This is a genomic window from Pedobacter anseongensis, from assembly GCF_037482965.1.
In the GTDB taxonomy this organism is placed as follows: domain Bacteria; phylum Bacteroidota; class Bacteroidia; order Sphingobacteriales; family Sphingobacteriaceae; genus Pedobacter; species Pedobacter anseongensis.
Window position 1 is genome coordinate 600,088 of record NZ_JBBHKB010000004.1, and the last position, 22,977, is coordinate 623,064.

General features: G+C 36.9%; 21 protein-coding genes. 11 read left to right on the forward strand and 10 right to left on the reverse strand.

All coding sequences use genetic code 11. From position 1 onward, the window contains the following. Positions 1 to 28: 28 nt before the first annotated feature. The 4 genes from ribD (at position 29) to WG904_RS16670 (ending at position 3,510) form a co-directional block, all read left to right on the forward strand. Positions 29 to 1,081 (forward strand): bifunctional diaminohydroxyphosphoribosylaminopyrimidine deaminase/5-amino-6-(5-phosphoribosylamino)uracil reductase RibD, encoded by a 1,053-nt coding sequence (gene ribD / locus WG904_RS16655; RefSeq protein WP_339580469.1) that lies wholly within the window; start codon positions 29 to 31, stop codon positions 1,079 to 1,081. Further along, a complete protein-coding gene (locus WG904_RS16660; protein WP_339580470.1) occupies positions 1,078 to 1,944 on the forward strand; it encodes an EamA family transporter in 867 nt (288 codons plus the stop codon). Before ribD ends, WG904_RS16660 begins: the two co-directional genes overlap by 4 nt. Then, a complete protein-coding gene (locus WG904_RS16665) occupies positions 1,934 to 2,548 on the forward strand; it encodes an IMPACT family protein (RefSeq protein ID WP_339580471.1) in 615 nt (204 codons plus the stop codon). Before WG904_RS16660 ends, WG904_RS16665 begins: the two co-directional genes overlap by 11 nt. 98 nt (positions 2,549 to 2,646) lie before the next feature. Further along, positions 2,647 to 3,510, forward strand: a complete 864-nt coding sequence (locus WG904_RS16670; RefSeq protein WP_339580472.1) for a nucleoside phosphorylase — start codon at positions 2,647 to 2,649, stop codon at positions 3,508 to 3,510. Here the strand turns inward: WG904_RS16670 and WG904_RS16675 are convergent, their stop codons facing one another. Beyond that, positions 3,511 to 4,557, reverse strand: coding sequence for an aldose epimerase family protein (locus WG904_RS16675; RefSeq protein ID WP_339580473.1), 1,047 nt, complete (start codon positions 4,555 to 4,557; stop codon positions 3,511 to 3,513). It lies immediately after the preceding gene. Positions 4,558 to 4,624: 67 nt separating this feature from the next. Here WG904_RS16675 and WG904_RS16680 point away from each other — a divergent pair, with 67 nt between their 5' ends. From WG904_RS16680 to WG904_RS16690, 3 genes are all read left to right on the forward strand, one after another. After that, on the forward strand, positions 4,625 to 5,779 hold the full coding sequence (locus tag WG904_RS16680; protein WP_339580474.1) for a galactokinase: 1,155 nt from the start codon (positions 4,625 to 4,627) through the stop codon (positions 5,777 to 5,779). 36 nt (positions 5,780 to 5,815) lie between these two features. Further along, the gene (locus tag WG904_RS16685) at positions 5,816 to 6,346 is read left to right on the forward strand and encodes an RNA methyltransferase (RefSeq protein WP_339580475.1); all 531 of its coding nucleotides are present in this window, start codon (positions 5,816 to 5,818) and stop codon (positions 6,344 to 6,346) included. 141 nt (positions 6,347 to 6,487) lie between these two features. Further along, a complete protein-coding gene (locus WG904_RS16690; RefSeq protein WP_339580476.1) occupies positions 6,488 to 7,150 on the forward strand; it encodes a YdeI/OmpD-associated family protein in 663 nt (220 codons plus the stop codon). Position 7,151: 1 nt separating this feature from the next. Here WG904_RS16690 and WG904_RS16695 read toward each other — a convergent pair whose 3' ends face one another. Both WG904_RS16695 and WG904_RS16700 read right to left on the reverse strand, forming a co-directional pair. After that, a complete protein-coding gene (locus WG904_RS16695; protein WP_339580477.1) occupies positions 7,152 to 8,966 on the reverse strand; it encodes a DNA topoisomerase in 1,815 nt (604 codons plus the stop codon). 25 nt (positions 8,967 to 8,991) lie between these two features. Continuing rightward, on the reverse strand, positions 8,992 to 11,271 hold the full coding sequence (locus tag WG904_RS16700; protein WP_339580478.1) for a GH92 family glycosyl hydrolase: 2,280 nt from the start codon (positions 11,269 to 11,271) through the stop codon (positions 8,992 to 8,994). Positions 11,272 to 11,410: 139 nt separating this feature from the next. Between WG904_RS16700 and WG904_RS16705 the strand changes: the two genes are divergently transcribed. Both WG904_RS16705 and mnmA read left to right on the forward strand, forming a co-directional pair. Next, positions 11,411 to 12,442 carry a LacI family DNA-binding transcriptional regulator gene (locus WG904_RS16705; protein WP_339580479.1) on the forward strand — a complete coding sequence of 344 codons (1,032 nt, stop codon included), beginning with the start codon at positions 11,411 to 11,413 and terminating at the stop codon, positions 12,440 to 12,442. 176 nt (positions 12,443 to 12,618) lie between these two features. Next, complete coding sequence (mnmA, locus tag WG904_RS16710; protein ID WP_339580480.1) at positions 12,619 to 13,710, forward strand: tRNA 2-thiouridine(34) synthase MnmA; 1,092 nt, start codon at positions 12,619 to 12,621, stop codon at positions 13,708 to 13,710. A gap of 5 nt (positions 13,711 to 13,715) precedes the next feature. On the opposite strand, the gene WG904_RS16715 is transcribed toward mnmA, so the two are convergent. From WG904_RS16715 to WG904_RS16745, 7 genes are all read right to left on the reverse strand, one after another. Next, entirely contained in the window at positions 13,716 to 14,663 is a 948-nt protein-coding gene (locus WG904_RS16715; RefSeq protein ID WP_339580481.1) for a metallophosphoesterase, read from the reverse strand. Beyond that, complete coding sequence (locus WG904_RS16720; protein ID WP_339580482.1) at positions 14,641 to 15,387, reverse strand: 5'-nucleotidase C-terminal domain-containing protein; 747 nt, start codon at positions 15,385 to 15,387, stop codon at positions 14,641 to 14,643. The genes WG904_RS16715 and WG904_RS16720 overlap by 23 nt, the downstream gene beginning before the upstream one ends. A 37-nt stretch (positions 15,388 to 15,424) precedes the next feature. After that, positions 15,425 to 16,318 (reverse strand): oxygen-dependent coproporphyrinogen oxidase, encoded by an 894-nt coding sequence (gene hemF, locus WG904_RS16725; protein WP_339580483.1) that lies wholly within the window; start codon positions 16,316 to 16,318, stop codon positions 15,425 to 15,427. A 127-nt stretch (positions 16,319 to 16,445) separates the two neighbouring features. Next, positions 16,446 to 17,666 (reverse strand): MFS transporter, encoded by a 1,221-nt coding sequence (locus WG904_RS16730; RefSeq protein WP_339580484.1) that lies wholly within the window; start codon positions 17,664 to 17,666, stop codon positions 16,446 to 16,448. 160 nt (positions 17,667 to 17,826) lie between these two features. Further along, a complete protein-coding gene (locus tag WG904_RS16735; protein ID WP_339580485.1) occupies positions 17,827 to 18,417 on the reverse strand; it encodes a fasciclin domain-containing protein in 591 nt (196 codons plus the stop codon). A 106-nt stretch (positions 18,418 to 18,523) separates the two neighbouring features. Next, the gene (locus WG904_RS16740) at positions 18,524 to 19,306 is read right to left on the reverse strand and encodes a DUF4249 domain-containing protein (RefSeq protein WP_339580486.1); all 783 of its coding nucleotides are present in this window, start codon (positions 19,304 to 19,306) and stop codon (positions 18,524 to 18,526) included. A 2-nt stretch (positions 19,307 to 19,308) separates the two neighbouring features. Next, positions 19,309 to 21,648 carry a TonB-dependent receptor gene (locus WG904_RS16745; protein WP_339580487.1) on the reverse strand — a complete coding sequence of 780 codons (2,340 nt, stop codon included), beginning with the start codon at positions 21,646 to 21,648 and terminating at the stop codon, positions 19,309 to 19,311. A 161-nt stretch (positions 21,649 to 21,809) separates the two neighbouring features. Here WG904_RS16745 and WG904_RS16750 point away from each other — a divergent pair, with 161 nt between their 5' ends. Together WG904_RS16750 and WG904_RS16755 are read left to right on the forward strand one after the other, a co-directional pair. Then, positions 21,810 to 22,295 (forward strand): DUF4442 domain-containing protein, encoded by a 486-nt coding sequence (locus tag WG904_RS16750; protein WP_339580488.1) that lies wholly within the window; start codon positions 21,810 to 21,812, stop codon positions 22,293 to 22,295. Between the two features lie 33 nt (positions 22,296 to 22,328). Further along, entirely contained in the window at positions 22,329 to 22,955 is a 627-nt protein-coding gene (locus tag WG904_RS16755; protein WP_339580489.1) for an AlbA family DNA-binding domain-containing protein, read from the forward strand. The last annotated feature ends 22 nt before the right edge of the window (positions 22,956 to 22,977 follow it).

Here is a 22,977-nt window from a genome sequence, read left to right on the forward strand (position 1 = left end):
AACTCTTAGGTTTTGTACTTTTGTAACAATGAACGATGAATTTTACATGCAAAAATGTATCGACCTCGCCTATTTAGGAATGGGGAAAGTTAGTCCAAACCCTATGGTTGGTTGTGTAATTGTTCACAACAATGAAATTATTGGAGAAGGCTATCATCAGAAATACGGCGAGGCACATGCCGAAGTTAATGCCATTCATAATGTGTTCCATAAATTTGGCGATAAGGCACCAGGTTTTTTAAAGGAATCAACTGCATATGTTAACTTAGAACCTTGTGCACATTTTGGCAAAACACCTCCTTGCGCCGATTTACTCATTAAGCATCAGTTAAAGAGAGTGGTTATAGGCAATACCGACCCTTTTGAAGCGGTAGGCGGAAAAGGAATTATAAAACTGAAAGATGCTGGGATACCCACACATGTTGGCATTTTAGCAGCAGAATGTTCTCATCTCAATCGACGGTTTTTTACCAGAATTCAGCAACAACGGCCATTTATTATTTTAAAATGGGCCCAAACGGCTAATGGATTTTTTGCACCAGCAAACCCTTCCCAAAAGTGGATCAGTGGACCTGCAGCTCAACAACTCAGTCATACTTGGCGTAGCGAGGAAGATGCTATCTTAATTGGAAAAAATACTGCGCTAATTGATAATCCCAGCCTTACTACACGCTTAACGATTGGAAACAACCCCATCAGAATAGTAATCGATAAAAATTTGGAAGTTCCTTTACACTATCATATTTATGATCAAGAAGCGAAAACCATTATATTTAATGAAATAAAGACAGAAGTAAAAGGCAATATCCATTTTGTGCAAATGGAAGATATGCAATACTATTTGGCGCAGAAAATAGCTTTTCAATTGTATTTAATGGATATTCAATCGGTAATAATTGAAGGTGGTGTGCAAATTTTAAGTCAATTTATTGTGGCTAACTTGTGGGATGAGGCTAGAATTTTTACCTCAAGTATTACTTGGACTGAAGGTATATTATCGCCTATTATTAAAGGATATATACAAAAATCAATTAAAGTTGGTGAAGATCAATTAACAATTTCATTTAATCCAAAAATATGATTTATCTGGTCTTAAGTATTATTTGTAGTGTAACTGTTGGCGTACTTTTAAAGCTAGCTAAACGGTATCATATCAGCATTTCGCAAGCGATTACTTGGAATTATCTATTTGCAATCGGGTTAAGTGCTTTCATCTTTCGACCGGGTATTGGCACGCTAAGTTTCAAGTCCATTAAACTTCTTCATCTCATTTTAGGTATATTATTGCCTAGCATTTTTATTTTCTTAGCCTTATCTGTTCAAAAAACTGGTTTAGCTAGAACTGATATTGCCCAACGTTTATCACTATTTATATCACTAATTGCTTCCTATTTTCTATTTAGAGATAACTACTCCACACTTAAATATTATGGTATTGCAGTAGGATTTTTGGCGATTATTTTCACCTTATATCGTAAGCCTACCATCGAACTACGTTATCAAAATTGGTTTTATCCCTTGTTGGTATGTATTGGCTTTGGAGTAATTGATGTATGTTTTAAGTTAATTAGCCAATTTACTGCTTTGCCTTATACCACCTCATTATTTCTTATCTTTTGCATTTCTTTTATACTATCGCTGGGTTATATCCTTTATTTAGTTGCAATTAAAAGAACCAAACTCCAACTTATTAATTTTATATGTGGTTGTGTGTTAGGGCTCTTTAATTTCGGAAATATCCTTTTTTATATGAAAGCACATCGTGCGCTTGCAAATAATCCATCAACTGTGTTTGCAGCGATGAACATGGGAGTAATTATTTGTGGCAGTCTGATTGGTATTTTGATATTTAAAGAAAAATTAACCAAACTTAATTACGCAGGTCTAATACTTGCGTTATTGGCCATTATATTAATCACCTTATCCCAATTAGATGTTGTTTGATGATACCTATAAAACCTTAAAAACAATATCTGAGGGCATATTTCGTGATAAAGGAAGTAAGTTTATTGCCTATGCGTATCCGATAAAAAATGAAACAGATGTTAAATCTATTTTAGCACATTTAAGAAGTGAACACGCTAAAGCCCGTCATTTTTGTTGGGCATTACGCTTAACTCCTGATCGAGCTGTTTTTCGAGTAAATGATGATGGCGAGCCTTCTGGAACTGCGGGCCGCCCTATTCTAAACACCTTATTATCTGCCGATATTACTAACGTTTTAATGGTTGTTGTGCGTTACTTTGGAGGTACATTATTAGGCGTTCCAGGCTTAATCAATGCCTATAAAAACGCAAGTATAGCAGCCATTAATGCCAATGAAGTACTCATTAAAAAGGTTAATGATAGCTATGAAATTACATTCGATTACCTAGTGATGAACGATGTAATGCGTATAATTAAAGAAGAACAATTAACTCTTTTGAAGCAAAAATTTGATACCATTTGTTTAATGGAAATTGAAATTAGAAAAAAACAACTTAACGCTGTACTTGTTAAATTTGATAACATTAAAGGGTTAAATGCAAAATACCTATTTACCGTATAATTCCCATCCCCATATTGCGTTAAAAGATTGCTTCGTAACTTGCAATGACGAATTTCGTTATACTTTTTATAACTTCGCTTTAAACCAAGTTAGCTAAAATGCAAAAATTATCAGAAGCAGATTTAATTATCAATCCAGATGGTAGCATTTACCACCTTAATTTATTGCCTGAAGATATTGCAGAAACGGTAATAACGGTTGGCGATCTCGACCGGGTTGGAGAAATCAGTAAACACTTCGATTCTATTGAGCTGAAAAAGGGCAAACGCGAGTTTATCACCCATACTGGCTATTTAGGAAAAAAGAGAATTACGGTACTCTCTACCGGTATTGGAACCGATAATATAGATATCGTGTTTAACGAGTTGGATGCTTTAGTTAACATTGATTTTAAGACTAGAGAAATTAAAAAGGACCTTACATCCCTGAACATTATTCGACTTGGTACTTCGGGAGCTATCCAAAAAGATATTGAGATGGGAACCATTTTAGCCTCTACCTATGGTTTAGGTTTCGACGCCTTAATGCACTATTACATTCATCAGGTTTCTGGCGATGAACATAGCTTGTTAGATGAAATTAAATCTCATTTCTCACATATAAAAGGTATTCATCCGTATGTAACCGCCGCTGATAATACCTTATTGCAAACCATTGGAAAAGATATGGCACAGGGAATTACAGTAACGGCACCAGGCTTTTATGCACCACAAGGCCGACAGATGCGAGCAAAAAATGCAATTCCAGATTTTATCAGTCAACTAAGTAGCTTTAGCCATGCTAAATACCGAATTACCAATTTAGAAATGGAAACTGCAGGAATTTATGCCTTAGCAAAGACACTCGGACATAAAGCTTTATCAATAAATGCCATATTAGCTAGCCGTGTGAAGTTCGAATTTAGTAGCGAACCCAATAAAATAGTAGAAAAAGCAATAAAAATGGTATTAGAGCGGCTGTAATCAATTTTTCACGATTTTATATATAGTCGTTTGTGTATATATTTCTTCAGGCCTTAAAATCGTATTGGGAAAATGTGGAATATTCACCGCATTTGGATGATGTTGCGTTTCAACACAAAAAGCATCAAATTCTTGATAATCTCTTCCTCCTTTCGCATTTTTTACATTTAGGTATTTTGCCGTATAAAAATGGGCCACGGGCTCTGTAGTGTACACTAGAAGTGATAATCCACTTTTTGTTTCGGTCGTTTTACTCGCAAGGGTTAACGAGCCATATTCTTTATCCAATACATAAGTTTGATCATATCCCATCTCTTCGTTCCAATGGCTACCAATAAGTCTGGGCGTCCTAAAATCGTGAATGGTTCCCTCTACTGGCAAGGTATTTCCCGTTACCGACGAATCGAGACCTTGCTCTAAATAATGACTTGCATTCATTTGGTGAAGATGATTCATTATTTTATCGCCTGTGGCTGATAAATTAAAATAACTATGATGCGTTAAATTTATTGGCGTTGCTTCGTCGGTATCGGCTTGATAAGTTAAAATAAGTTCATCATTATTGGTGAGTTCGAACGTAAGCTGGATAGCTAAATCGCCCGGAAAATTCTCTTCACCATCGAGGCTAAAATAGTGAAAAGTAACTCTTGCCTGCCCCTTATCTCCAATTTCAATAATATCCCAAAGCTTGCTATCGAAACCACTATTGCCTCCATGTAAGCAATTATCGGTATTATTTAAAGCGAGCTGAACATCTACACCATCGAGATTAAATTTTCCGTTTTTAATGCGATTGGCATATCTACCTATAACAGCACCTAAATAGGGATAGTTTTCTAAATAGGATGTGCTAATGTAATCTTCAAACTGATCGAAACCTAAAACAATATCCTGTGATTCTCCCTTAGCGTTTTTAACTACAAACTGATTAATTATTGTTCCATAATTAAATATTTTAACATAGCTGCCTCTATCGTTACGTAACTCTACTGCAATTACTTCTTTTTTATCTATAAAAATGCCTGTTGGTATCTGCTTTACTTCCATAAAATTGTATCTTAGTCCGTTTGCTAAATTACGAATAAACGTTATCTTTTGGCAATTAATATGATTTATGGAGCAACAACTGATTGAGCGATTTATAGAGAAGTACAATAAAAAACCAACCGCAAGCTATTTTGCACCGGGAAGAGTAAATTTAATAGGAGAACACATCGATTATAATGGTGGCTTAGTGATGCCTTGCGCCATTACTGCAGGAACATGGCTAGTATTAGCTCCAAATAATGATGGGGTTATTCGGTTCAGCAGTATAAATTTCGAAGGGGATAAAGTATTCGAAATTCAAAAAGAGTATCAAAAAACAGGTAACGAATGGTTTAATTATCCATTGGGTGTTTTCCATGAGCTACAAAAGTTTGATTGGTTAAGCAGTGGGTTAGATTTTCTTTATTTTGGTAATATTCCAATCGCATCCGGTCTGTCTTCATCGGCTTCAATCGAGATTTTAACAGCTTATGCTTTAAATGATTATTTTAATTTAGGTCACGATAAATTAGCGCTAGTTAAACTTACAAAGCGAGTTGAAAATGATTTCATTGGCTTGAGTTCTGGTATTATGGATCAGTTTTCTGTCGCTTTTGGCGAAAAAGATAAAGCTATTGTATTAAATTGTGATAGTCTTAAATATAAAATTGTGGATTGCAATTTGGGAGATTACGTTTTAGCAATCATTAATACCAATAAGGCGCGTAAGCTCGAAGATTCTAAATACAACGAGCGCGTAGGCGAATGTAAAACCGCCTTAACCGCCCTAAAGCAAGAAATTAATATTAGTAACTTATGTGATCTAACAGCAGAGAAATTTGCATTACATAGTCACCTCATCCAAGACGAAACCGTACTAAAGAGAGCAAGCCACGTAGTAAAAGAAAACGATCGTGTTCATTTAGCCGCTAAAGCCCTAAATGCTGGGCAACTAGACGAGTTCGGACGTTTAATGTATGCTTCACATCAATCCTTAAAAGAGTTGTATGAAGTTTCTGGTAAAGAATTGGATGCAGTAGTCGATTTTTGCTCTACATACGAGCATGTTATCGGGGCCCGTATGACTGGGGCTGGCTTTGGTGGCTGTGCAATTGCTTTATTGAAAAGGGGACACGAAGAGGATTTTGCAAAACACCTAACAGATTACTATGTTGCAAAAATTGGCTATCCGGCAGCTATTTATATACATGGGATAGGAAATGGGGTTACGAAATTAAGTTAAAACCGACTATGTGTTAAAATTAGCCAAGCTATAAGCATGAAGAAACTTAAACTAGATGAACTTAACCGCGTAGCAGTAGAAGAATTTAAACTACAAGAAAAACTCCCTGTTGTAGTGGTATTAGATAATGTACGGAGTATGCATAATGTGGGTTCTGTTTTTCGAACTGCAGATGGTTTTTCTATTGAAAAAGTTGTGCTTTGTGGGATTACGGCTCAACCCCCACATCGAGAAATCGAAAAAACAGCTTTAGGAGCTACGTTAGCAGTAGATTGGGTACATTTTGAAGACACCTTAATTGCGTTGGCAACCTTAAGAGAGCAAGGTTATGAAATTATTGCAATTGAACAGGCCGAATCTAGCATCATGCTTCACAAGTTCAAGCCTGATTTAACTAAAAAATATGCCCTAATTTTTGGAAATGAAGTAAATGGCGTAAGCGATGAAGTGATGGTAAATATTGATAATTGTATAGAAATTCCTCAATTTGGAACCAAGCACTCGTTTAACATTGTAATTTCGGCGGGTATTGTGCTGTGGGATTTTTTTGCGAAAATGAGGCTTTAGAAGATTTTCCGAACGTAACCGAACGCTGTGAGTTCATCACCTATGAAGCAATATAAGTAAATGAATAATCTCCTGTCAGAGCTTAGTGAGTAGATTGCTTCGTACCTCGCAACGACGCACTGACATAAAAAATAGCTAAAAATGGAAAACTTACTTTTAAAGAAACTACAAATAAAACCCGGGTTTAAGGTTGCGGTAGTTAATGCTCCAGAAAATTTCAATGCAATACTTGGAGATTTGCCAAGTGATCTCACCTTTTTATTTGATGCATCGGCTAATTACCAAGCCTTGCTCCTTTTTGCCATCACCAAAGGCGATTTAGTTGATGCACTCCAGCAAGAATATCAAAAAATAAATAATCAAACCATCGTATGGATTATTTATCCGAAAGCGAAAACTAAACTAGCGAGTGACTTAAACTTGATGCAATCTTGGGAAGACCTAAAGCAATTTAACTTAGCGCCTTGTGCATCTGCGGCTATAGATACCATTTGGACTTCCATCCGAATTAAACCTTTAGAGGCACAAAAGAAATCTGGCGTTGGCAATACCGAAATCAAGCAAAATGAATACGGTAGTTATATCGATACAGTTAATAAAATAGTAACGCTTCCTGAAGATTTAAAAGCAGCGCTAACCTTAAATGAAACTGCGTTTAACTATTACAAAAGCCTTGCCTATTCACACCGCAAAGAATATGTGCTGTGGATTTTGACGGCCAAGCAAGAAAAAACGAGAACAGATCGTATTCAAAAAATGGTCGAAAAATTATTAAGTAAAAAGAAAAACCCATCCGAAAAATAAGTTAGGCCGTTTCTTTAACATTAGCCAATTTTGCGGAGAGCCCTGCTCCTGCTGCTAAGAGTTCTTGGGTAATGGTTTTAGTATATGCTGCTATTTCGGTTTTAAAGTCGATAATTGATGCTCCGGAGCGGATTTCTTCTAACCGTTTTTCCCACTGTCCGGTTAATTCAGCTTGTGCAATTTTCTTATCCTTAACTACATCATAAACAGCTAAACCTTTTAATGTAGGGACCAGATTTCGTTTTTCACGCATAATATATTCCCGAGTTAGTAGGGTCTCGATGATGGCCGCACGAGTTGCGGGAGTTCCTAAACCACTATCTTTCATGGCATACCTCAATTCTTCGTCTTCAATTTCTTTACCCGAAGTTTCGAGTGCTTTCAGTAAAGAAGCCTCATTATACATTGCCTTTGGCTTGGTCTGCTTTTCGAGCAAGGTCTTGTTTATAATTGGCAATTCTTCGTCCTCTTTAACTTTTGGTAAAACTGGATTTTCTTCATCCTCGGTTTCGTTAAACACTGCTCGCCATCCAGCGGCTTGAATTACCGTGCCATTTGCAATAAAGGTGGAGCCTGATAGCACCGTAATTTTAGTAATTTCCTTGATGCATTCTTGATGGAAAGCTTCTAACATTCTGCCAGCTACCATATCGTAAACGGCTTGATGATCTTTGCCCAAGTTATAGGGCTTTTCGCCAGTTGGTAGAACCGCATGGTGATCCGTAACTTTTTTCGCATTTACACTTCGCTTGCTAAGCTTTATACTTTGAAGAAATGTGGCTTGCTTTCCAAAATTTGGATGATCAACAAATGTAGAAATTAACTTAGGGACAGTTGCAAATACATCATCACCAATATATCTACTCCCTGTTCTGGGATACGAAACCAATTTACTTTCATATAAATTTTGAAGTAGGTTTAAGGTTTGATCGGCCGTAAATCCATTTCGTTTATTGGCTTCTTGCTGCAAACTACTTAAATCGTGCAATAAAGGTGGCGGTTCTTTGCGAGGTTTAACTTCAACAGAAACCATTTTCCCAAGTGGTTCGATCTTCTCGAAAGCCGCTTGCGCTTCTTCTTTGGTTTTAAAATTAGCAATCGATATCGCTTTAAACTGCTGTCCCTCTTTATCAAGTTGGATGGCAATCTGAAAATAGATTTGAGGAACAAAATTCTTGATTTCGATATACCTTGCGCAAATCATAGCCAAGGTTGGCGTTTGTACCCTGCCCAATGACAAAACGCTTCTGGAACCCGCAGAGATGCTCAACGCTTGTGTAGCATTCATCCCTACTAACCAATCTGATTCTGATCGGCAATGTGCAGAATTAAATAAGCTATCGTAATCTGTTCCAGGTTTTAGATTTCTGAAACCATCTTTTATGGCTTCATCCGTTTGCGATGAAATCCAAAGTCGCCTAAATGGCTTTTTACACTTTAAGAAGTAATAAATGTATCGAAAAATAAGCTCACCCTCGCGCCCAGCATCTGTTGCTACGATAATCTCAGTCGCCTCATCAAACAATTTTTTAATAATATCTAATTGTTTTCTAACTCCAGGATCTTCTACAAAACCATCTTTTGTTTTAATTTTTCGGATGGCAAGTTTAAACTTTGAAGGCAACATGGGTAAATGCTGTTTCCGCCAGCCTATAAATCCATAATCTTGTGGGGGAGCTAATTGTAATAGATGACCAAATGCCCATGTAAAAGAATAGCCCTTGCCTTCTATATACCCATCCTTTTTCGTTGTTGCACCAAACACTTTTGCTAATTCACGACCTACCGATGGTTTTTCTGCAATAACAATCTTCATTGCGCCAAGATACAAAATTAGCTACTTATCTAGGCTTTCCTCCCATGTAAAAAACTAATTTTCCACCACTAATAATGTCTCCATGTTTAATAAACGGGGTAAGTAATTGTTTTCCATTTAAAAGCACTTTCTGCACATACACATTTTTATCGCTTTGGTTAATTGCTTCGATGGTAAATATTTTTCCATTCTCTAAATTCAAGCTCGCATTGATTATTGATGGGGAGCCAAGTGCATATTCATCCCCACCTGGCGAAACAGGATAAAAGCCTAATGAAGAGAACATATACCATGCGCTCATCTGCCCACAATCGTCGTTTCCCCCCAAGCCATCTGGTGTAGGTTTGTATTGCATTTTTAGAATATGGCGAACCTGTGCTTGTGTTTTATACGCTTGATCAGTCCAATTATAAAAATAAGCAACATGATGTGCGGGTTCATTTCCATGTACATAGCCTCCAATTATCCCATCACGTGTAATATCTTCTGTTTCAGCAAAAAATTTATCAGGCAAGTGCATGGTAAATAACGTATCCAATCGCGCAGCAAATTTCTTTTTACCACCCATTTTAGCCATTAGAGAAGCAGGGTCATGCGGCACAAAGAAGCTATAATTCCAGCTATTTCCTTCAATAAAACCTTGTCCATTGGTACTTAGCGGATCGAATTCTTTTTTAAAACTGCCATCGGCCATTTTAGGACGCATAAAACCCGAAACGGGATCAAAATTATTCTTCCAATTGCCAGAACGCTTAATGAATTCTTGATACACATTTTCACGACCTAGTTTCTTTGCAATTTGAGCTATGGCCCAATCGTCGTACGCATACTCTAAGGTATTCGAAACCGAAACTCCACTCCTTTCGGCTGGGATATATCCAAGATCTGCATAATAGCCAATGCCTTCATAATTACGTTTATTCGCCGTAGCTATACAAGCATCCAATGCGGTATTCGCATCACCCGTATAAACTCCTTTGATAATGGCATCGGCGATAACAGAAACACTATGATACCCGCTCATACACCAATTATCGTTTGCATAATGCGACCAAATGGGCAGCATGTGTAGCGAATTTTGCTCGTAATGTGCCATCATCGACTTTACCATATCGCTATTTCTAGTGGGCTGTATAAGGTTAAAAAATGGATGAAGTGCTCTGTACGTATCCCACAACGAAAATGTAGTGTAATTGTTAAATCCTTCTGCCTTATGCACGCCCTGGTCTAGTCCTTTGTATTCTCCATTTACATCGGTATAGGTGGTTGGATTGATAAATGCATGGTACATAGCGGTGTAAAAATTAATTTTATCATCTTCTGTAGCACGGATAGATACCTTATTTAATTCTTTATTCCAAGTGGCTTGTGCCTGATTTTTAACTTTTTCGAAATCCCATCCCTGAATTTCAGCTCGCATATTTTGGAGAGCATTTTCTTGACTTACGGGCGATAAAGCAAATTTAATCTTTACTTTCTCCCCCTCTTCTGTATCGAAATCGAAGTACATTCTAACTTTTCTACCGGCAATTTCTGGGAAGTTCTTAGACTGATCGAATTTACCCCAAAAACCTCTATAAGCCTGTCGTGCGTCGAAATTTTTCTGGCCATAGCTTTTAAATTTCTTAGAAAAACTCATAGCAAAGTAAACTGTTCGAGTTCTTGCCCAACCGTAAGTCTGACGGTAACCCGTAATTAAGGTATCGTTCACCACTCGCACATACGTCCACACCGTTTTTTCGTCGTAATTATAAATGCCAGCCATTAAGTCTAAGATAATATGGCTTTGATCTGATTTTGGAAATGTATATTGGTGCATCCCCACTCTTGTAGTTGCCGTCATCTCTGCCGTGATATTGTCGTCATCTAGTTTTACTTTATAATAACCAGCTTCAGCAGTTTCATTAGCATGAGAAAATGACGATCTAAAACCACTTTTTGGATCACTAGCTGTACCTGGATTTAATTGTAATTTACCTTGTGTAGGCATAATCAAAAAATCGCCTAAATCTGAATGCCCTGTACCGCTAAAGTGAGTGTGACTAAAACCTACTATCGTTTGATCTTCATATTTATACCCTGCACAATATTTATATACCTCCCCATTATATCTACCATTTACTGCATAAGGAATCGTATCCGTTTCAGGGCTTAACTGTACAGCTCCAAAAGGAACAGTTGCACCAGGGTATGTGTGCCCCATCTTTTCGGTACCGATTAGCGGTTTTACATAGTTAACCAGATTTTGCTGGGCATTGGCCACAAGGGAAAGAAAAACTAAACTATAAAAAAGTAATTGCTTCATCGTAATAAGGATTGGTATTTTCAAAATCGAAGGTATTAATTTTAGTCGAAATCTCTTACTAAAACGATTTATTAAATTATTGAAAACGAAATTTGTTTACATATTCTTATATTTACATTCCCTCAATCAACAACAACAAATGAATAATAGTGTTACTCTTCGTGATATTGCAAAAGCACTTAACATTTCTGCTTCAACAGTATCGAGGGCACTAACAGATAGTTATCAAATTGGAGCAGCCACAAAGAAAAGGGTGCTGGACTATGCCAAACAGCATCATTATGTACCGAACCGAATGGCACGTGGACTTAAAGAGGGTAAAAGTCGCTCTATTGGTGTAGTGGTTTGTGCTATTGATAATAGTTTTGTGGCACAAATGTTAAATGGTATTGACGATTTTTATACCGCACAAGGGTATCAGATTATCATCATGCAAAGTAAGGAATCGTACGAGCAAGAACTTGCCTGTATCGATTTACTGTATGCTGGAGGAATCGATGGTTTATTAATCTCACCATCGTATCAAACCACAGATTTTGGACATTTAAATGAGCTACAACGTGCAGGATTACCCATTGTATTATTCGATCGCTTAAGTGATGGAATAGAAACGCACAAAGTTGCTGCAGATCATTTCATGGGCGCCTATCAGGCTACAACACATCTAATTAAACGAGGTTTCAAATCTATTGCACACATAAATAGTGATACGCAATTGAATATGGCAACTGCGCGGTTCGAAGGCTATAAAAAGGCTTTAATCGATGCTCAATTGCCTATTCGCGACGAGTTGATAAAGTTTTTCGATACCACAAGTGTGATGGGGTTAACTAAAAATTTAAAAATAGCCATTGAACAATTAATGTCATTGGCCCAAAAACCAGATGCTCTATTTACAGCTACCGACTCCATTAGCACCAAATGTATGGTGCTGTTAAAGAAACTGAATTACAGCATCCCAAATGATGTTGGATTAATAGGCTTTAGCAATACAGATCTGGCAGAGGCACTTTATATTCCAATGAGCACAATAAACCAACCTGCTTTTGAAATCGGAAAGTTGGCAGCCGAAAAATTGCTATCCTTAATTAACAGCAAAGAACCTGAACCCTTTGAGACCGTTTTGTTGGCTACAGAATTGCAGGAGAGAGATTCTACGTTTAAAGGGTAGTTGTGGCTTTGGAAACTTGGGCATTACCTAGCTTCGCAACCCGCTTCCTGCAACTCATTTTTACATCCAACCTCACCACTCGAAACTCGCAACCCATAACATATTTTACATTCTCCCGACTACTCTCTACAATTAATTAATCAAAAACCCGTATTTTTGCAATCTGATTTTTAATAATGAGTAAACTCGGTAGAATTTTGGTGGCCATGAGTGGCGGGGTAGATAGTTCGGTTGCGGCAGTGATGTTGCACGAGCAGGGGTACGAGGTAATTGGCCTAACCATGAAGACTTGGGATTACGCCACCTCGGGTGGAAGTAGTAAAGAAACAGGCTGTTGTAGCTTAGATAGCATAAACGACGCCCGTACCTTAGCCGTAAATTACGGTTTTCCTCATTATATTTTAGATATCAGAGATGAATTTGGCGATTTTGTAATCGACAATTTTGTGGATGAATACCTCGCTGGTCGCACGCCAAACCCATGTGTTTTATGCAATACCCATATCAAATGGGAAGCTTTATTAAAACGCGCCAATAAGTTAGACTGCGAATTTATCGCCACCGGACACTACGCCAATATACGTAAACTCGATTCTGGCCGACATGTAATTTCTAAGGGCTTAGATGAAAACAAAGATCAATCTTACGTACTGTGGGGGGTTTCGCAAGAAAATCTATCACGAACCAAGTTTCCGTTAGGCAGCTTTGCAAAAGCTGAGATCCGCCAAATGGCAATGGATATGGGGCAAGAAGAATTAGCCAAAAAAAGTGAGAGCTACGAGATTTGTTTTGTACCTGATAACGACTATCGAGCCTTTTTAAAACACAAAGTTGAAGATTTAGAAGATCGCGTAGCCGGTGGGAACTTTGTGAATAGCAATGGAATGGTAATTGGCCAACATAAAGGATATCCCTTCTACACCATTGGTCAGCGTAAAGGCTTAGGTGTTGCCTTTGGCGAACCCATGTTCGTTACGCAAATCTTACCCGAAAGCAATACCGTTGTTTTGGGCAAAGCTGATGAATTGGAGCGTAAAGAAGCGATGGTAAGAAACATCAATCTTATTAAATACGAAAACATTAACGAACCTTTAGACAATGTAATTACCAAAATCCGCTACAAAGATGCAGGTATGTTAAGCACCATTGTTCAAGAAAAGGATAAAATGCGTGTGGTTTTCGACCACAATGTTTCGGCAATTGCACCAGGGCAGTCGGCTGTGTTTTATGAGGGGAATGATTTATTAGGGGGTGGATTTTTGGTTTAAGATAACTAAGCGTCCAACTTATTATTAATCTGATATGGCGTTCCGATTTTAATTTTCTTGTCCTTGTACGGTTCAAAATAGTAATCAATCCTTCCGAGGTTAATTCCAGCAAAGCCTACTTGATTAATCGTAGTAATTTTCCCGGCTAAATTTTTCACATCTTCTGGAACAGCCATAAACGAATGGGTATGTCCGCCAATAATTAAATCGATATTTTTGGTATTTGCCGCTAAAACTTGATCAGAAACGGTAGCATCTTTATACTTATATCCCAAATGCGATAAGCAGATTACTAAATCACAATGGTAATCGTTTTTAAGAAGGGATGCCATCTCATTCGCTTTTACAATTGGGTCGAGATATTGGGTTTCTCCATAATTCTTAGGATCTACTAAGCCTTTAAGTTGAATACCCAGACCAAAAACTCCTATTTTTAACCCAGCTTTCTTGAAGACATTGAAAGGCTTAGTTGCATTTTGCAGCGCCGTATTTTTAAGATCGTAATTGGCAATTAACACATCGAAATTTGCATGAGGCAATTGTTTATAAAATCCTTCTACTCCGTTGTCGAAATCATGATTTCCTAAGGTAGTTCCGTCATAGCCCATAGCTGTCATTAACTTCATCTCGAGTTCACCCCCATATTTATTAAAATATGGAGTGCCTTGAAATATATCACCTGCATCTAGCAATAATACATTTTCCTGTTCAGCCCTTATTTTTTTAATTAACGCCGACCTGCGAGCTGTTCCCCCTAAACCTTGATTTCTTGACCCATCCATCGGAAATGGCTCTATCCTACTGTGTACGTCGTTGGTATGTAAAATAGTCAGCTTATGTAGTCTTCCACTTGCAAAAGCATCTAACGAATTAAGGTTAAGGGCAAATGCAGCACTTACGATCCCACCCGCCTTAATAAAATTGCGGCGATTAATTTTTTGTAATTCTTCCATCCAATTTTACATTAATTTTTTTTCCGGCAGATTGTATATCCTTTACTTCATTCAACAGCGCATCCCTAATTTTTAAACCTAAAACCTTTTTAGAAATTGGATTAGCAAAACCTTTTGAATCGTCGCCTCCACTCGCTATATAATCTGAAGTGAGCACCATATAGTCCTTATTTTCATTAAATTCTTTGCCGTTAATGAAAATATTTTCCGGTAAACTATTCTTGATATTCATTTTTAAGCCCGAAACAGGTTGCCCACCAGAAGCCGCAATAAATTTTAAAATTTCTAAAACGTCCTTTCCTTTTAAGTTAAATAAAACCGTTTCATTTTCGAAAGGCATTAACTCAAAGATATTAGAAACAGTTATCGGTCCTTTTGCCACATCATTTCTTAATCCACCATTTGTAGAGGGAAAAGCAAAATCAATATTTTGTTGAAGCTTTTTTGCCTGATTAAATACGGCATCTGAAAAAAAATTACCAAGTATCGACTCTGGGAGGCTTGATCTCTTTACTAAAGCCACATCTGTATAGCCAATAACTTGATTCATTTCGCTATCGAGGGCCGTTTTATAAGGCAAATACGTTTTAATAATACTACTATCAACTCCAACCTTATCATTAATCGAATATTCATCACGATTGGATTTGGTAAGCACATAGGTAGTGCTACATGAACTAAAAAGAGTAACCGCAATGAGGAATGAATACAGCGTATACTTCATTAGGATAAAGTTTTGTGTTAGCACGAATATAAATAAATTATACCCAATCTATCCCTTTTTTTAGGAAGTTTTGCGTTTGTTCTTCTTCGCTATCGACTAAAATTTGAGGATTATAATTCCATTTCGCAGTAGGCGGTAAACTCATTAAAATACTCTCGATCCTGCCATTGGTTTCTAAACCAAATTTAGTTCCGGCATCGTACACTAAATTGAACTCTGCATAACGGCTTCTTCGCAAATATTGCCATTCTTTTTGTTGTTCTGTAAAGGATTGATCACGATTTCTATCAATTAATTCTGTATAAACAGGAAGAAACGTATTTCCAACGGCTAAAGAAAAATTTAAGATTTGGTTAAAATCGAGCGATGTATTTTCAGGTTTTAAACGGTCATAAAATATTCCACCAACCCCCCGAGTTTCTTCTCGGTGTTTAATAAAAAAATAATCATCGGCTGTTGCCTTAAATTTAGGATAAAAAGAAGGATCGAATTCATCACACGTTTGCTTTAAACGATAGTGAAAAAATCGAGCATCTGTTGGAATAACATAATGTGGAGTTAGATCTATCCCACCTCCGAACCACCTTGTTTGTTCATCCATTTCAAAATACCGAATGTTCATGTGTATAATCGGCACAAATGGATTCTCTGGATGCATTACAATAGAAACACCGGTAGCAAAAAATTTATCGCTTTCTACTTTAAATGCTTTTTTAACCGCTTCAGGGAGCTTCCCATGAACAGCAGAAAAATTAACTCCACCCTTTTCAATTACATGGCCATGCTGGATAACTCGAGTTCGGCCACCACCTCCTCCATCCCGTTGCCAAAGTTCTTCTTCAAACTTTGATTTCCCATCAGCCTGCGCTAAACCTTCACAAATTTGATCTTGAATATGCTGATATGCTGCCGCTACCTCGTCTCTAAACATTTTTTTGTAGTTTGAAAGGTTAAAGGTAAAGGTAATAGAAGGCTTATTCTTAAAAATAAACAGAAAGTACATTTTTTTGACATAGATTGCAATTCGTTAACTAGCATTTCGCTAATGTGTAAATCGATTACACCTCAACGTAATCTAAATCCTTACTAAATGTTTCTTTCAGTTGACTTAAAGCCACCAAAGCAATTATTAAACACACGGAACCCACTATCATCGCACTTTGCAAAATACCCACTTCACCTTTCAAAAATTGGAAAGAAATCGTAACCGCAACCACCGAACCCCGTACAAAATTTGGTACGGTAGTGGTTACAGTAGCCCTTAAATTGGTCCCAAATTGCTCAGAAGCAATCGTTACGAAGGTTGCCCAGTATCCCGATGCAAAACCTAGGAATAAACTTAACCAAATAAAGGTTTCTGGACTTAGGCCTTCTGCTGATAGATAAACCGCAATTGCGATTGCTGTTAATATCAAAAACATAAGCATCACTTTTTTGCGCGATTTTAGGAGCTGGCACAAGAAACCTGCTACAACGTCGCCCACTGCAATTCCAATGTAGCAGTACATTACCCCTTTTCCAGCATTAATGATACCAGTTGCATGTAATGCCTTACCAAATTCTGGTGAAAAGGTAATGAGTACACCCACTACAAACCACAGGGGTAGGCCAATTAAAATGCAACATAAATATTTTTTAAAACGACTAGCGTTAGTGAATAACATTAATATATTACCTCGCTTAACTGTACTTTCTTTTACATCGTTAAACAAACCCGACTCGGCCAACCCAACACGTAAGAACAGCAGTAATAAACCCATTCCACCTCCAATAAAATAGCTGGTTTGCCAAGTGTAATGATCACTAATCAACGCCGCTGCTACCGCACCAAATAAACCAACACCTGCAACAATCATCGTACCATAGCCCCTATTTTCTTTACTCATGGTTTCGGTTACAAGGGTAATTCCCGCACCTAATTCTCCTGCTAAACCTATGCCTGCAATAAAGCGAATTAAGGTATACGCCCCAACAGAACTTACAAAACCATTGGCAATATTGGCTAATGAATACACGATGATCGAGCCAAATAATACGCTCAATCGCCCTTTTTTATCGCCCAACATGCCCCATAGTATGCCACCCACTAACATTCCAAACATTTGGCTATTGATGATATTTGCACCTACACTTAACATGTCGTCGTCTGCAACACCCAAATCTCTCAGGCTTTTAACTCTAACTACTGAGAATAAGATTAAATCGTAAATATCTACAAAATAACCTAAGGCGGCTACAATAATAATAAGGGTAACATTCTTTTTGGTCGAGGCGTTCATATCATCAATTTGAAGCCTGTAAACTACAAAAAATATTGAGAATTTTAAATAATACTCCTGGCAATTATAGCTAGAAATCTACAAAAAAACCATCACATCTGCTAACCGTTAAAATTAGCGAATATGATGGTTTAAAAATTAATTAATTATATACAGAAAGTTATTTTGGCATCAATACTCCATCGATTACATGGGTAACGCCATTGCTCGAAATCACATCAGCAATGGTTACATTTGCACCATTAATCATCACTTTACCGTCTTTAACCGAAACTTTTAATTTCTGACCTTGAACGGTAGTTAATTCTTGACCATCAGTTAAATCAGCAGCCTTTAATGCTCCTGGAACTACATGATAAGTTAAAATTTTAGTTAAATCTGCCTTCATTTCTGGTTTCATCAAACCATCTAATGTTGCTGCAGGAATTTTTGCAAATGCTTCGTTAGTTGGCGCAAATACGGTAAATGGACCTGCTCCACTTAATGTTTCTACTAATCCTGCTTGTTTTACCGCAGCCACTAGGGTAGTGTGATCAGCAGAGCCTATTGCATTTTCCACAATATTTTTTGATGGAACCATCATTGCCCCACCTACTTCTACTCCTGCTTCTGTGGTCATGGAAGTATCTACCATCGGACTATCGGTCATCGAAGTATCGGCATCTGTCGATTCTGTTTTAGATGAACCACATGCGGTAATTGTAGCCATAAAAGCTACACCCATTGCTAGGCTTAAAAATTGCTTTTTCATAATTTAAGTTAAGTCGTTTTAATTTTTTGGTATATACGATTAAAATGAACTTATGGTTTTACCCGAATACAAATTACTTGAACCCCACTACTAATGGGCAGGTTAATCATTCGATTACTATCGTTTGTTCGGTAGAGGAAGATGCACTAAAAAAACCTAATGCACCATTGTTAAAGTTAGAATTTGGATTTGCAGGAGTTGTTGGTGGACCACCATTGCCTGTGATTTGTGTTATGGAAAATAGATACCGATATACATTTACATCAATGGTAAGGAATTGAACCCGTACCACATCACCTTTAACTAAATCAGGTTCACCGATAAAAATGGTATTCTTAACCTCCTTTCCGTCGTTAAAACGATCAGAGTCTACAGAAAAATCTTCACGCTTTACCCCATTTACAAACACACGGTTGTAATAATAATTAGGTATACCTAAAGGATCTGTATAGTTTATCTGCACAATTTTTCTGGTGTTTTTAAAGAAGGTTAGCTCAGCTTGGTTTAATGTTTTAATTGGTACAGCTACAGGCATTATGGAAGTAGCTGTGTATGTTTTTCCATCTGCGATAACACTGAGTGTATATTTTTTACCTGGAATCCCCTTATAGCGTACAGCTGTTGTGTAAGTTCCCGGAGTTAGTTCGATAAAGCTAAGCGTTGGTCCATTCTCTTCAGTTAATGTAAGTTTCGCACCCGTAACAGGTATCTTAGTGTTGCTTTGGTCGAAATTTGAAGTGCTAGATATCGTAAAAGAATGTCTAACATTTAAATCCGTAAAAATAGCTTCAATAACTATTTTAGGTTCGGTAGTATTTAACTTCAAATCAATTACCTTTTCACAAGATGAACAAAGTACGGCAATGAGAATAATAATGAGTTTACGCATAGTTAAAATTTGAAATTCCATGTGGCTGAAGGTATAATGCCAAACAATGAAGTTTGTACAGCCTGAGTTTGTGAGCTATTATCTGGGTTATTCTTAAATTCGATTGAAAATGGATTCATACGGTTATAAACATTATAAATCCCAAAATTCCAGCTCGATTTAAATTTTTTATTTGGTTTCGCTTCTAGGGTTGCTGATAAATCTAAACGATGAAAATCGGGAGTTCTATTTGCATTTCTTTCGCCATAGTAAAATATTGTTCTACCATCTAAAGTATATTTAGCAAGAGGAAAAGTTACCGCATTACCCGTACTGTAAACAAAAGTAGATGCAAATGTCCACCTTTTTGAAGCCTTATAAATACCAACCACCGAGACATCATGAGGGCGGTCTTGTCTAGCCGTAAACCAACTTCCATTATTGATTAATGCAAATTGCCTTTCGGTTTTAGAAAGTGTATACCCAATCCACCCATTAAATTTGCCATATTTCTTTTTAAAGAACAATTCTAAACCATACGCTCGGCCTTTACCATAAATTAAATCAGCTTCTACATTCTGATTTCCTCGTAAATCTGTACCATTCCTGTACTCGATCTGATTTTGCATGGGCTTATAATAAGCTTCGGCCGAAAACTCGTAACTATTGTTTCTGAAGTTATTAAAGTATCCTAAAGAATATTGATCTGATAATTCAGGTTTCGTATTTAAACTGTTCATAATATACAAATCGGTTGGCGATGTAGCGGTAGAATTAGACATTAGATGCAGGTTTTGAACATTTCTGGCATATGCTGCTTTAATTGCCTTCGAAGCACTAAGCTGAAAACTTGCAGAAATACGTGGTTCTAAATTAACAAAGGTCTTAACAAATGCTCCCGCCTTATAAAAGATAGAACTCGTTGCAATCCCATCCGTGTTGTAAATTTTGAATTCCCCTCCCCCCAATACAGAAAAAGACGATAACCTTAAACCATATACCAGTTTAAAATTATCGCTTACATTATATTGGTCTGAAACATACGCTGCCAATTCTATCCCCTTTCTGGTTTCTATTTTTATCGGATTAACACTGGATGTACTTGGCGAAGTAATTTGACCAGGTGCGATCGTATGATGAATAACATCGAAACCAAATTTAAGCTCATGCTTATTGTTTAAAGCAAATGAGAAATCTTGTTTTAGGTTCAAATCTTTTATGCTCGAGTTTACTGAAAATTCACTTCCACTTAATAAATTCTCAATCGTATAATCATATTTACTCATAATTAATGAGGTGTTAGAGAATAAACGATTGCTAAAGAGGTGATTCCACCTAAGTGTTCCGGTAGCATTGCCCCAATTAAAGCCAAAAGTGTTGTTTAAGCCCAATTTATCTCTACCAAAATAACCCGATAAATACAGTGTGTTTTTATCATTAATCTGATAATTGGCCTTTGCATTTAAATCGTAAAAATATAAAACGCTGCCACGAATGGAAGTATCAGGAGCAAATGCCAAAAACGAATCGGCATACGTTCGCCTACCACTAATCATAAAGGAACTTTTGTCTTTTTTAAATGGACCCTCGATTTTTAACCTTGACGAAATTAATCCAATGCCGCCCTCATAGGTCATTTCTTTCTTATTTCCATCGTTCATTCTAATATCCAGTACCGAAGATAATCTTCCGCCATATTGGGCTGGCATTCCTCCTTTATACACAGTAGCGTCTTTTATGGCGTCAGAATTAAACGTTGAGAAAAAACCCAGTAAATGAGATGCATTGTAAACAGGTGCTTCATCAAGCAAGATTAAATTCTGATCGGTTGCTCCTCCTCGTACGTAAAAACCACTATTTCCTTCACCTGCCGACTTAATTCCAGGTAATAGTTGTAAAGTCTTTAAAATATCTTTCTCGCCGAATAAAACAGGTACATTTTGTATGTCTTTTACATTCAATTTTTCGACTCCCATTTGTGCCTTAATGAGGTTGTCATTCCTTCTAACACTACTAATCACCACTTCATTAAGCCTATTTGATTCTTCTAGATTGAAATCTTCTTTTATATTCGATTTCACTATAATTTCTTTTGCTATAGGACTATAACCCACGTAAGAAACTTCTAATTTATAGTTGCCTTCTGGCAAACTAAGCGAATAAAATCCATATGAATTGGTAGACGTGCCTTGTGGCGAAACACCCACTATTTTAACACTTGCGCCAATCAAGGTCTCACCTGTTGATGCATTTTTGACTATCCCACTTACGCTATAATTTTTTTGAGCATAAAGCATTTTATTAACGAAAAATGAAATAATTAGTAGGAAAAGTACTTTTGTAATTGAGGAAAATTTTGTCAAGATGATGGTAATTTTAAATCTATTAACGACAAAAGTAAGCTAAGTATATTTAATGCGGGTAAATATTTTAAAACTTCAATTCTATTTCTGATATTTCCCCTGTAAAAATATGATTTCAAAGATAGAGAAGAGATCGATAAATTTATCTAAGTTTAAGCATCATGATCGTTTCGGAGAAAACCCTTAAATGGGCCTTATGTTTGTACCCGCCATTCTTATTTCAGCGCATTTGGGTTAAAAAATTTCATGATAATTTTTTAGGTGTAGATGTAAAAATTACCAATAGCTTTTTAAACCGTAATTATAACGGTTCTATTTTTGGGGGCTCTATTTACGCCGCTACAGACCCATTCTATGCCCTTTTGTTCGATCAGTTAATGCAACGTAGAGGATTTAAAGTTAGAGTATGGCTTAAAAGCGCATCCATCCAATACCTAAAACCTGGTTTAACAAGTCTACATTTTACCCTAAAAATTACTGAAGAGATGATTACCGAAGCCGAAAATGCATTAAATGAAACCGGAAAATTTGTGAAGTCGTACCCCATGGAACTTTATAATTTGAAAGGCGAATTGTGTGCAACAGTAATGAACGAGATTTATTTACGTTATAAATTTCCTGACGAAAAACAGCGAGTTGCCATTTAATTAAGCTTATTAACCAACCTTTAGCATCTACATATGAACATTAAAAGATTAATACTAGAAGGTGAAAATGTAAGCCTAGACTTTAAAAAAACCATTAGTAGTGCTGAAAAAATTGCAAAAACCTTAGTTGCTTTCGCCAATAATCGTGGCGGTAAACTTCTAATTGGCGTGGCCGATGATGGAACTATAAAAGGTGTAAAATCTGAAGATGAAGAAAAATACATGATTACCAAATCTGCCTATCAATTTTGTAAACCAGCAATCGAACCCAAATTTGAAGAAATTTACATTGATGATAAAGTGGTATTAGTGGTCGATATTCCAAAAAGTGACGTAAAACCACATTATGCACTAACAGAGGATAAAAAATGGTGGGTGTATTTTCGTGTAAAAGATAAAAGTGTTTTAGCCAGCAAAATTATTGTCGACGTTTTAAAGGAAGGGACAAAAGAAACGGGCCAGCTTATCACCTATTCAGATTACGAAAAAAAACTACTCGTCTATTTAGAAGAGCATGGGCGAATCACACTTAAAGAATATACTAAACTTACAAAAAGTGCTCATAAAAAAGCGCAAAAAGTAATTGTGAGTCTAATATTAGCGGGCGTGCTTATTCCCCATCTCTCAGAAAAAGAAGAATATTTTACCGCAGCAAGCTGATGACTTACGAAGTTTCTATGCA

What these genes read in the sequence shown, in the direction of transcription:
- WG904_RS16695 (WP_339580477.1), bottom strand. Translation starts at nt 8,966, where the DNA reads ATGAAGATTGTTATTGCAGAAAAACCATCGGTAGGTCGTGAATTAGCA.
- WG904_RS16670 (WP_339580472.1), top strand. Translation starts at nt 2,647, where the DNA reads ATGCAAAAATTATCAGAAGCAGATTTAATTATCAATCCAGATGGTAGC.
- WG904_RS16705 (WP_339580479.1), top strand. Translation starts at nt 11,411, where the DNA reads ATGAATAATAGTGTTACTCTTCGTGATATTGCAAAAGCACTTAACATT.
- mnmA (WP_339580480.1), top strand. Translation starts at nt 12,619, where the DNA reads ATGAGTAAACTCGGTAGAATTTTGGTGGCCATGAGTGGCGGGGTAGAT.
- WG904_RS16690 (WP_339580476.1), top strand. Translation starts at nt 6,488, where the DNA reads ATGGAAAACTTACTTTTAAAGAAACTACAAATAAAACCCGGGTTTAAG.
- WG904_RS16750 (WP_339580488.1), top strand. Translation starts at nt 21,810, where the DNA reads ATGATCGTTTCGGAGAAAACCCTTAAATGGGCCTTATGTTTGTACCCG.
- WG904_RS16685 (WP_339580475.1), top strand. Translation starts at nt 5,816, where the DNA reads ATGAAGAAACTTAAACTAGATGAACTTAACCGCGTAGCAGTAGAAGAA.
- ribD (WP_339580469.1), top strand. Translation starts at nt 29, where the DNA reads ATGAACGATGAATTTTACATGCAAAAATGTATCGACCTCGCCTATTTA.
- WG904_RS16735 (WP_339580485.1), bottom strand. Translation starts at nt 18,417, where the DNA reads ATGAAAAAGCAATTTTTAAGCCTAGCAATGGGTGTAGCTTTTATGGCT.
- WG904_RS16720 (WP_339580482.1), bottom strand. Translation starts at nt 15,387, where the DNA reads ATGAAGTATACGCTGTATTCATTCCTCATTGCGGTTACTCTTTTTAGT.
- WG904_RS16730 (WP_339580484.1), bottom strand. Translation starts at nt 17,666, where the DNA reads ATGAACGCCTCGACCAAAAAGAATGTTACCCTTATTATTATTGTAGCC.
- WG904_RS16660 (WP_339580470.1), top strand. Translation starts at nt 1,078, where the DNA reads ATGATTTATCTGGTCTTAAGTATTATTTGTAGTGTAACTGTTGGCGTA.
- WG904_RS16715 (WP_339580481.1), bottom strand. Translation starts at nt 14,663, where the DNA reads ATGGAAGAATTACAAAAAATTAATCGCCGCAATTTTATTAAGGCGGGT.
- WG904_RS16740 (WP_339580486.1), bottom strand. Translation starts at nt 19,306, where the DNA reads ATGCGTAAACTCATTATTATTCTCATTGCCGTACTTTGTTCATCTTGT.
- WG904_RS16675 (WP_339580473.1), bottom strand. Translation starts at nt 4,557, where the DNA reads ATGGAAGTAAAGCAGATACCAACAGGCATTTTTATAGATAAAAAAGAA.
- hemF (WP_339580483.1), bottom strand. Translation starts at nt 16,318, where the DNA reads ATGTTTAGAGACGAGGTAGCGGCAGCATATCAGCATATTCAAGATCAA.
- WG904_RS16755 (WP_339580489.1), top strand. Translation starts at nt 22,329, where the DNA reads ATGAACATTAAAAGATTAATACTAGAAGGTGAAAATGTAAGCCTAGAC.
- WG904_RS16665 (WP_339580471.1), top strand. Translation starts at nt 1,934, where the DNA reads ATGTTGTTTGATGATACCTATAAAACCTTAAAAACAATATCTGAGGGC.
- WG904_RS16700 (WP_339580478.1), bottom strand. Translation starts at nt 11,271, where the DNA reads ATGAAGCAATTACTTTTTTATAGTTTAGTTTTTCTTTCCCTTGTGGCC.
- WG904_RS16680 (WP_339580474.1), top strand. Translation starts at nt 4,625, where the DNA reads ATGGAGCAACAACTGATTGAGCGATTTATAGAGAAGTACAATAAAAAA.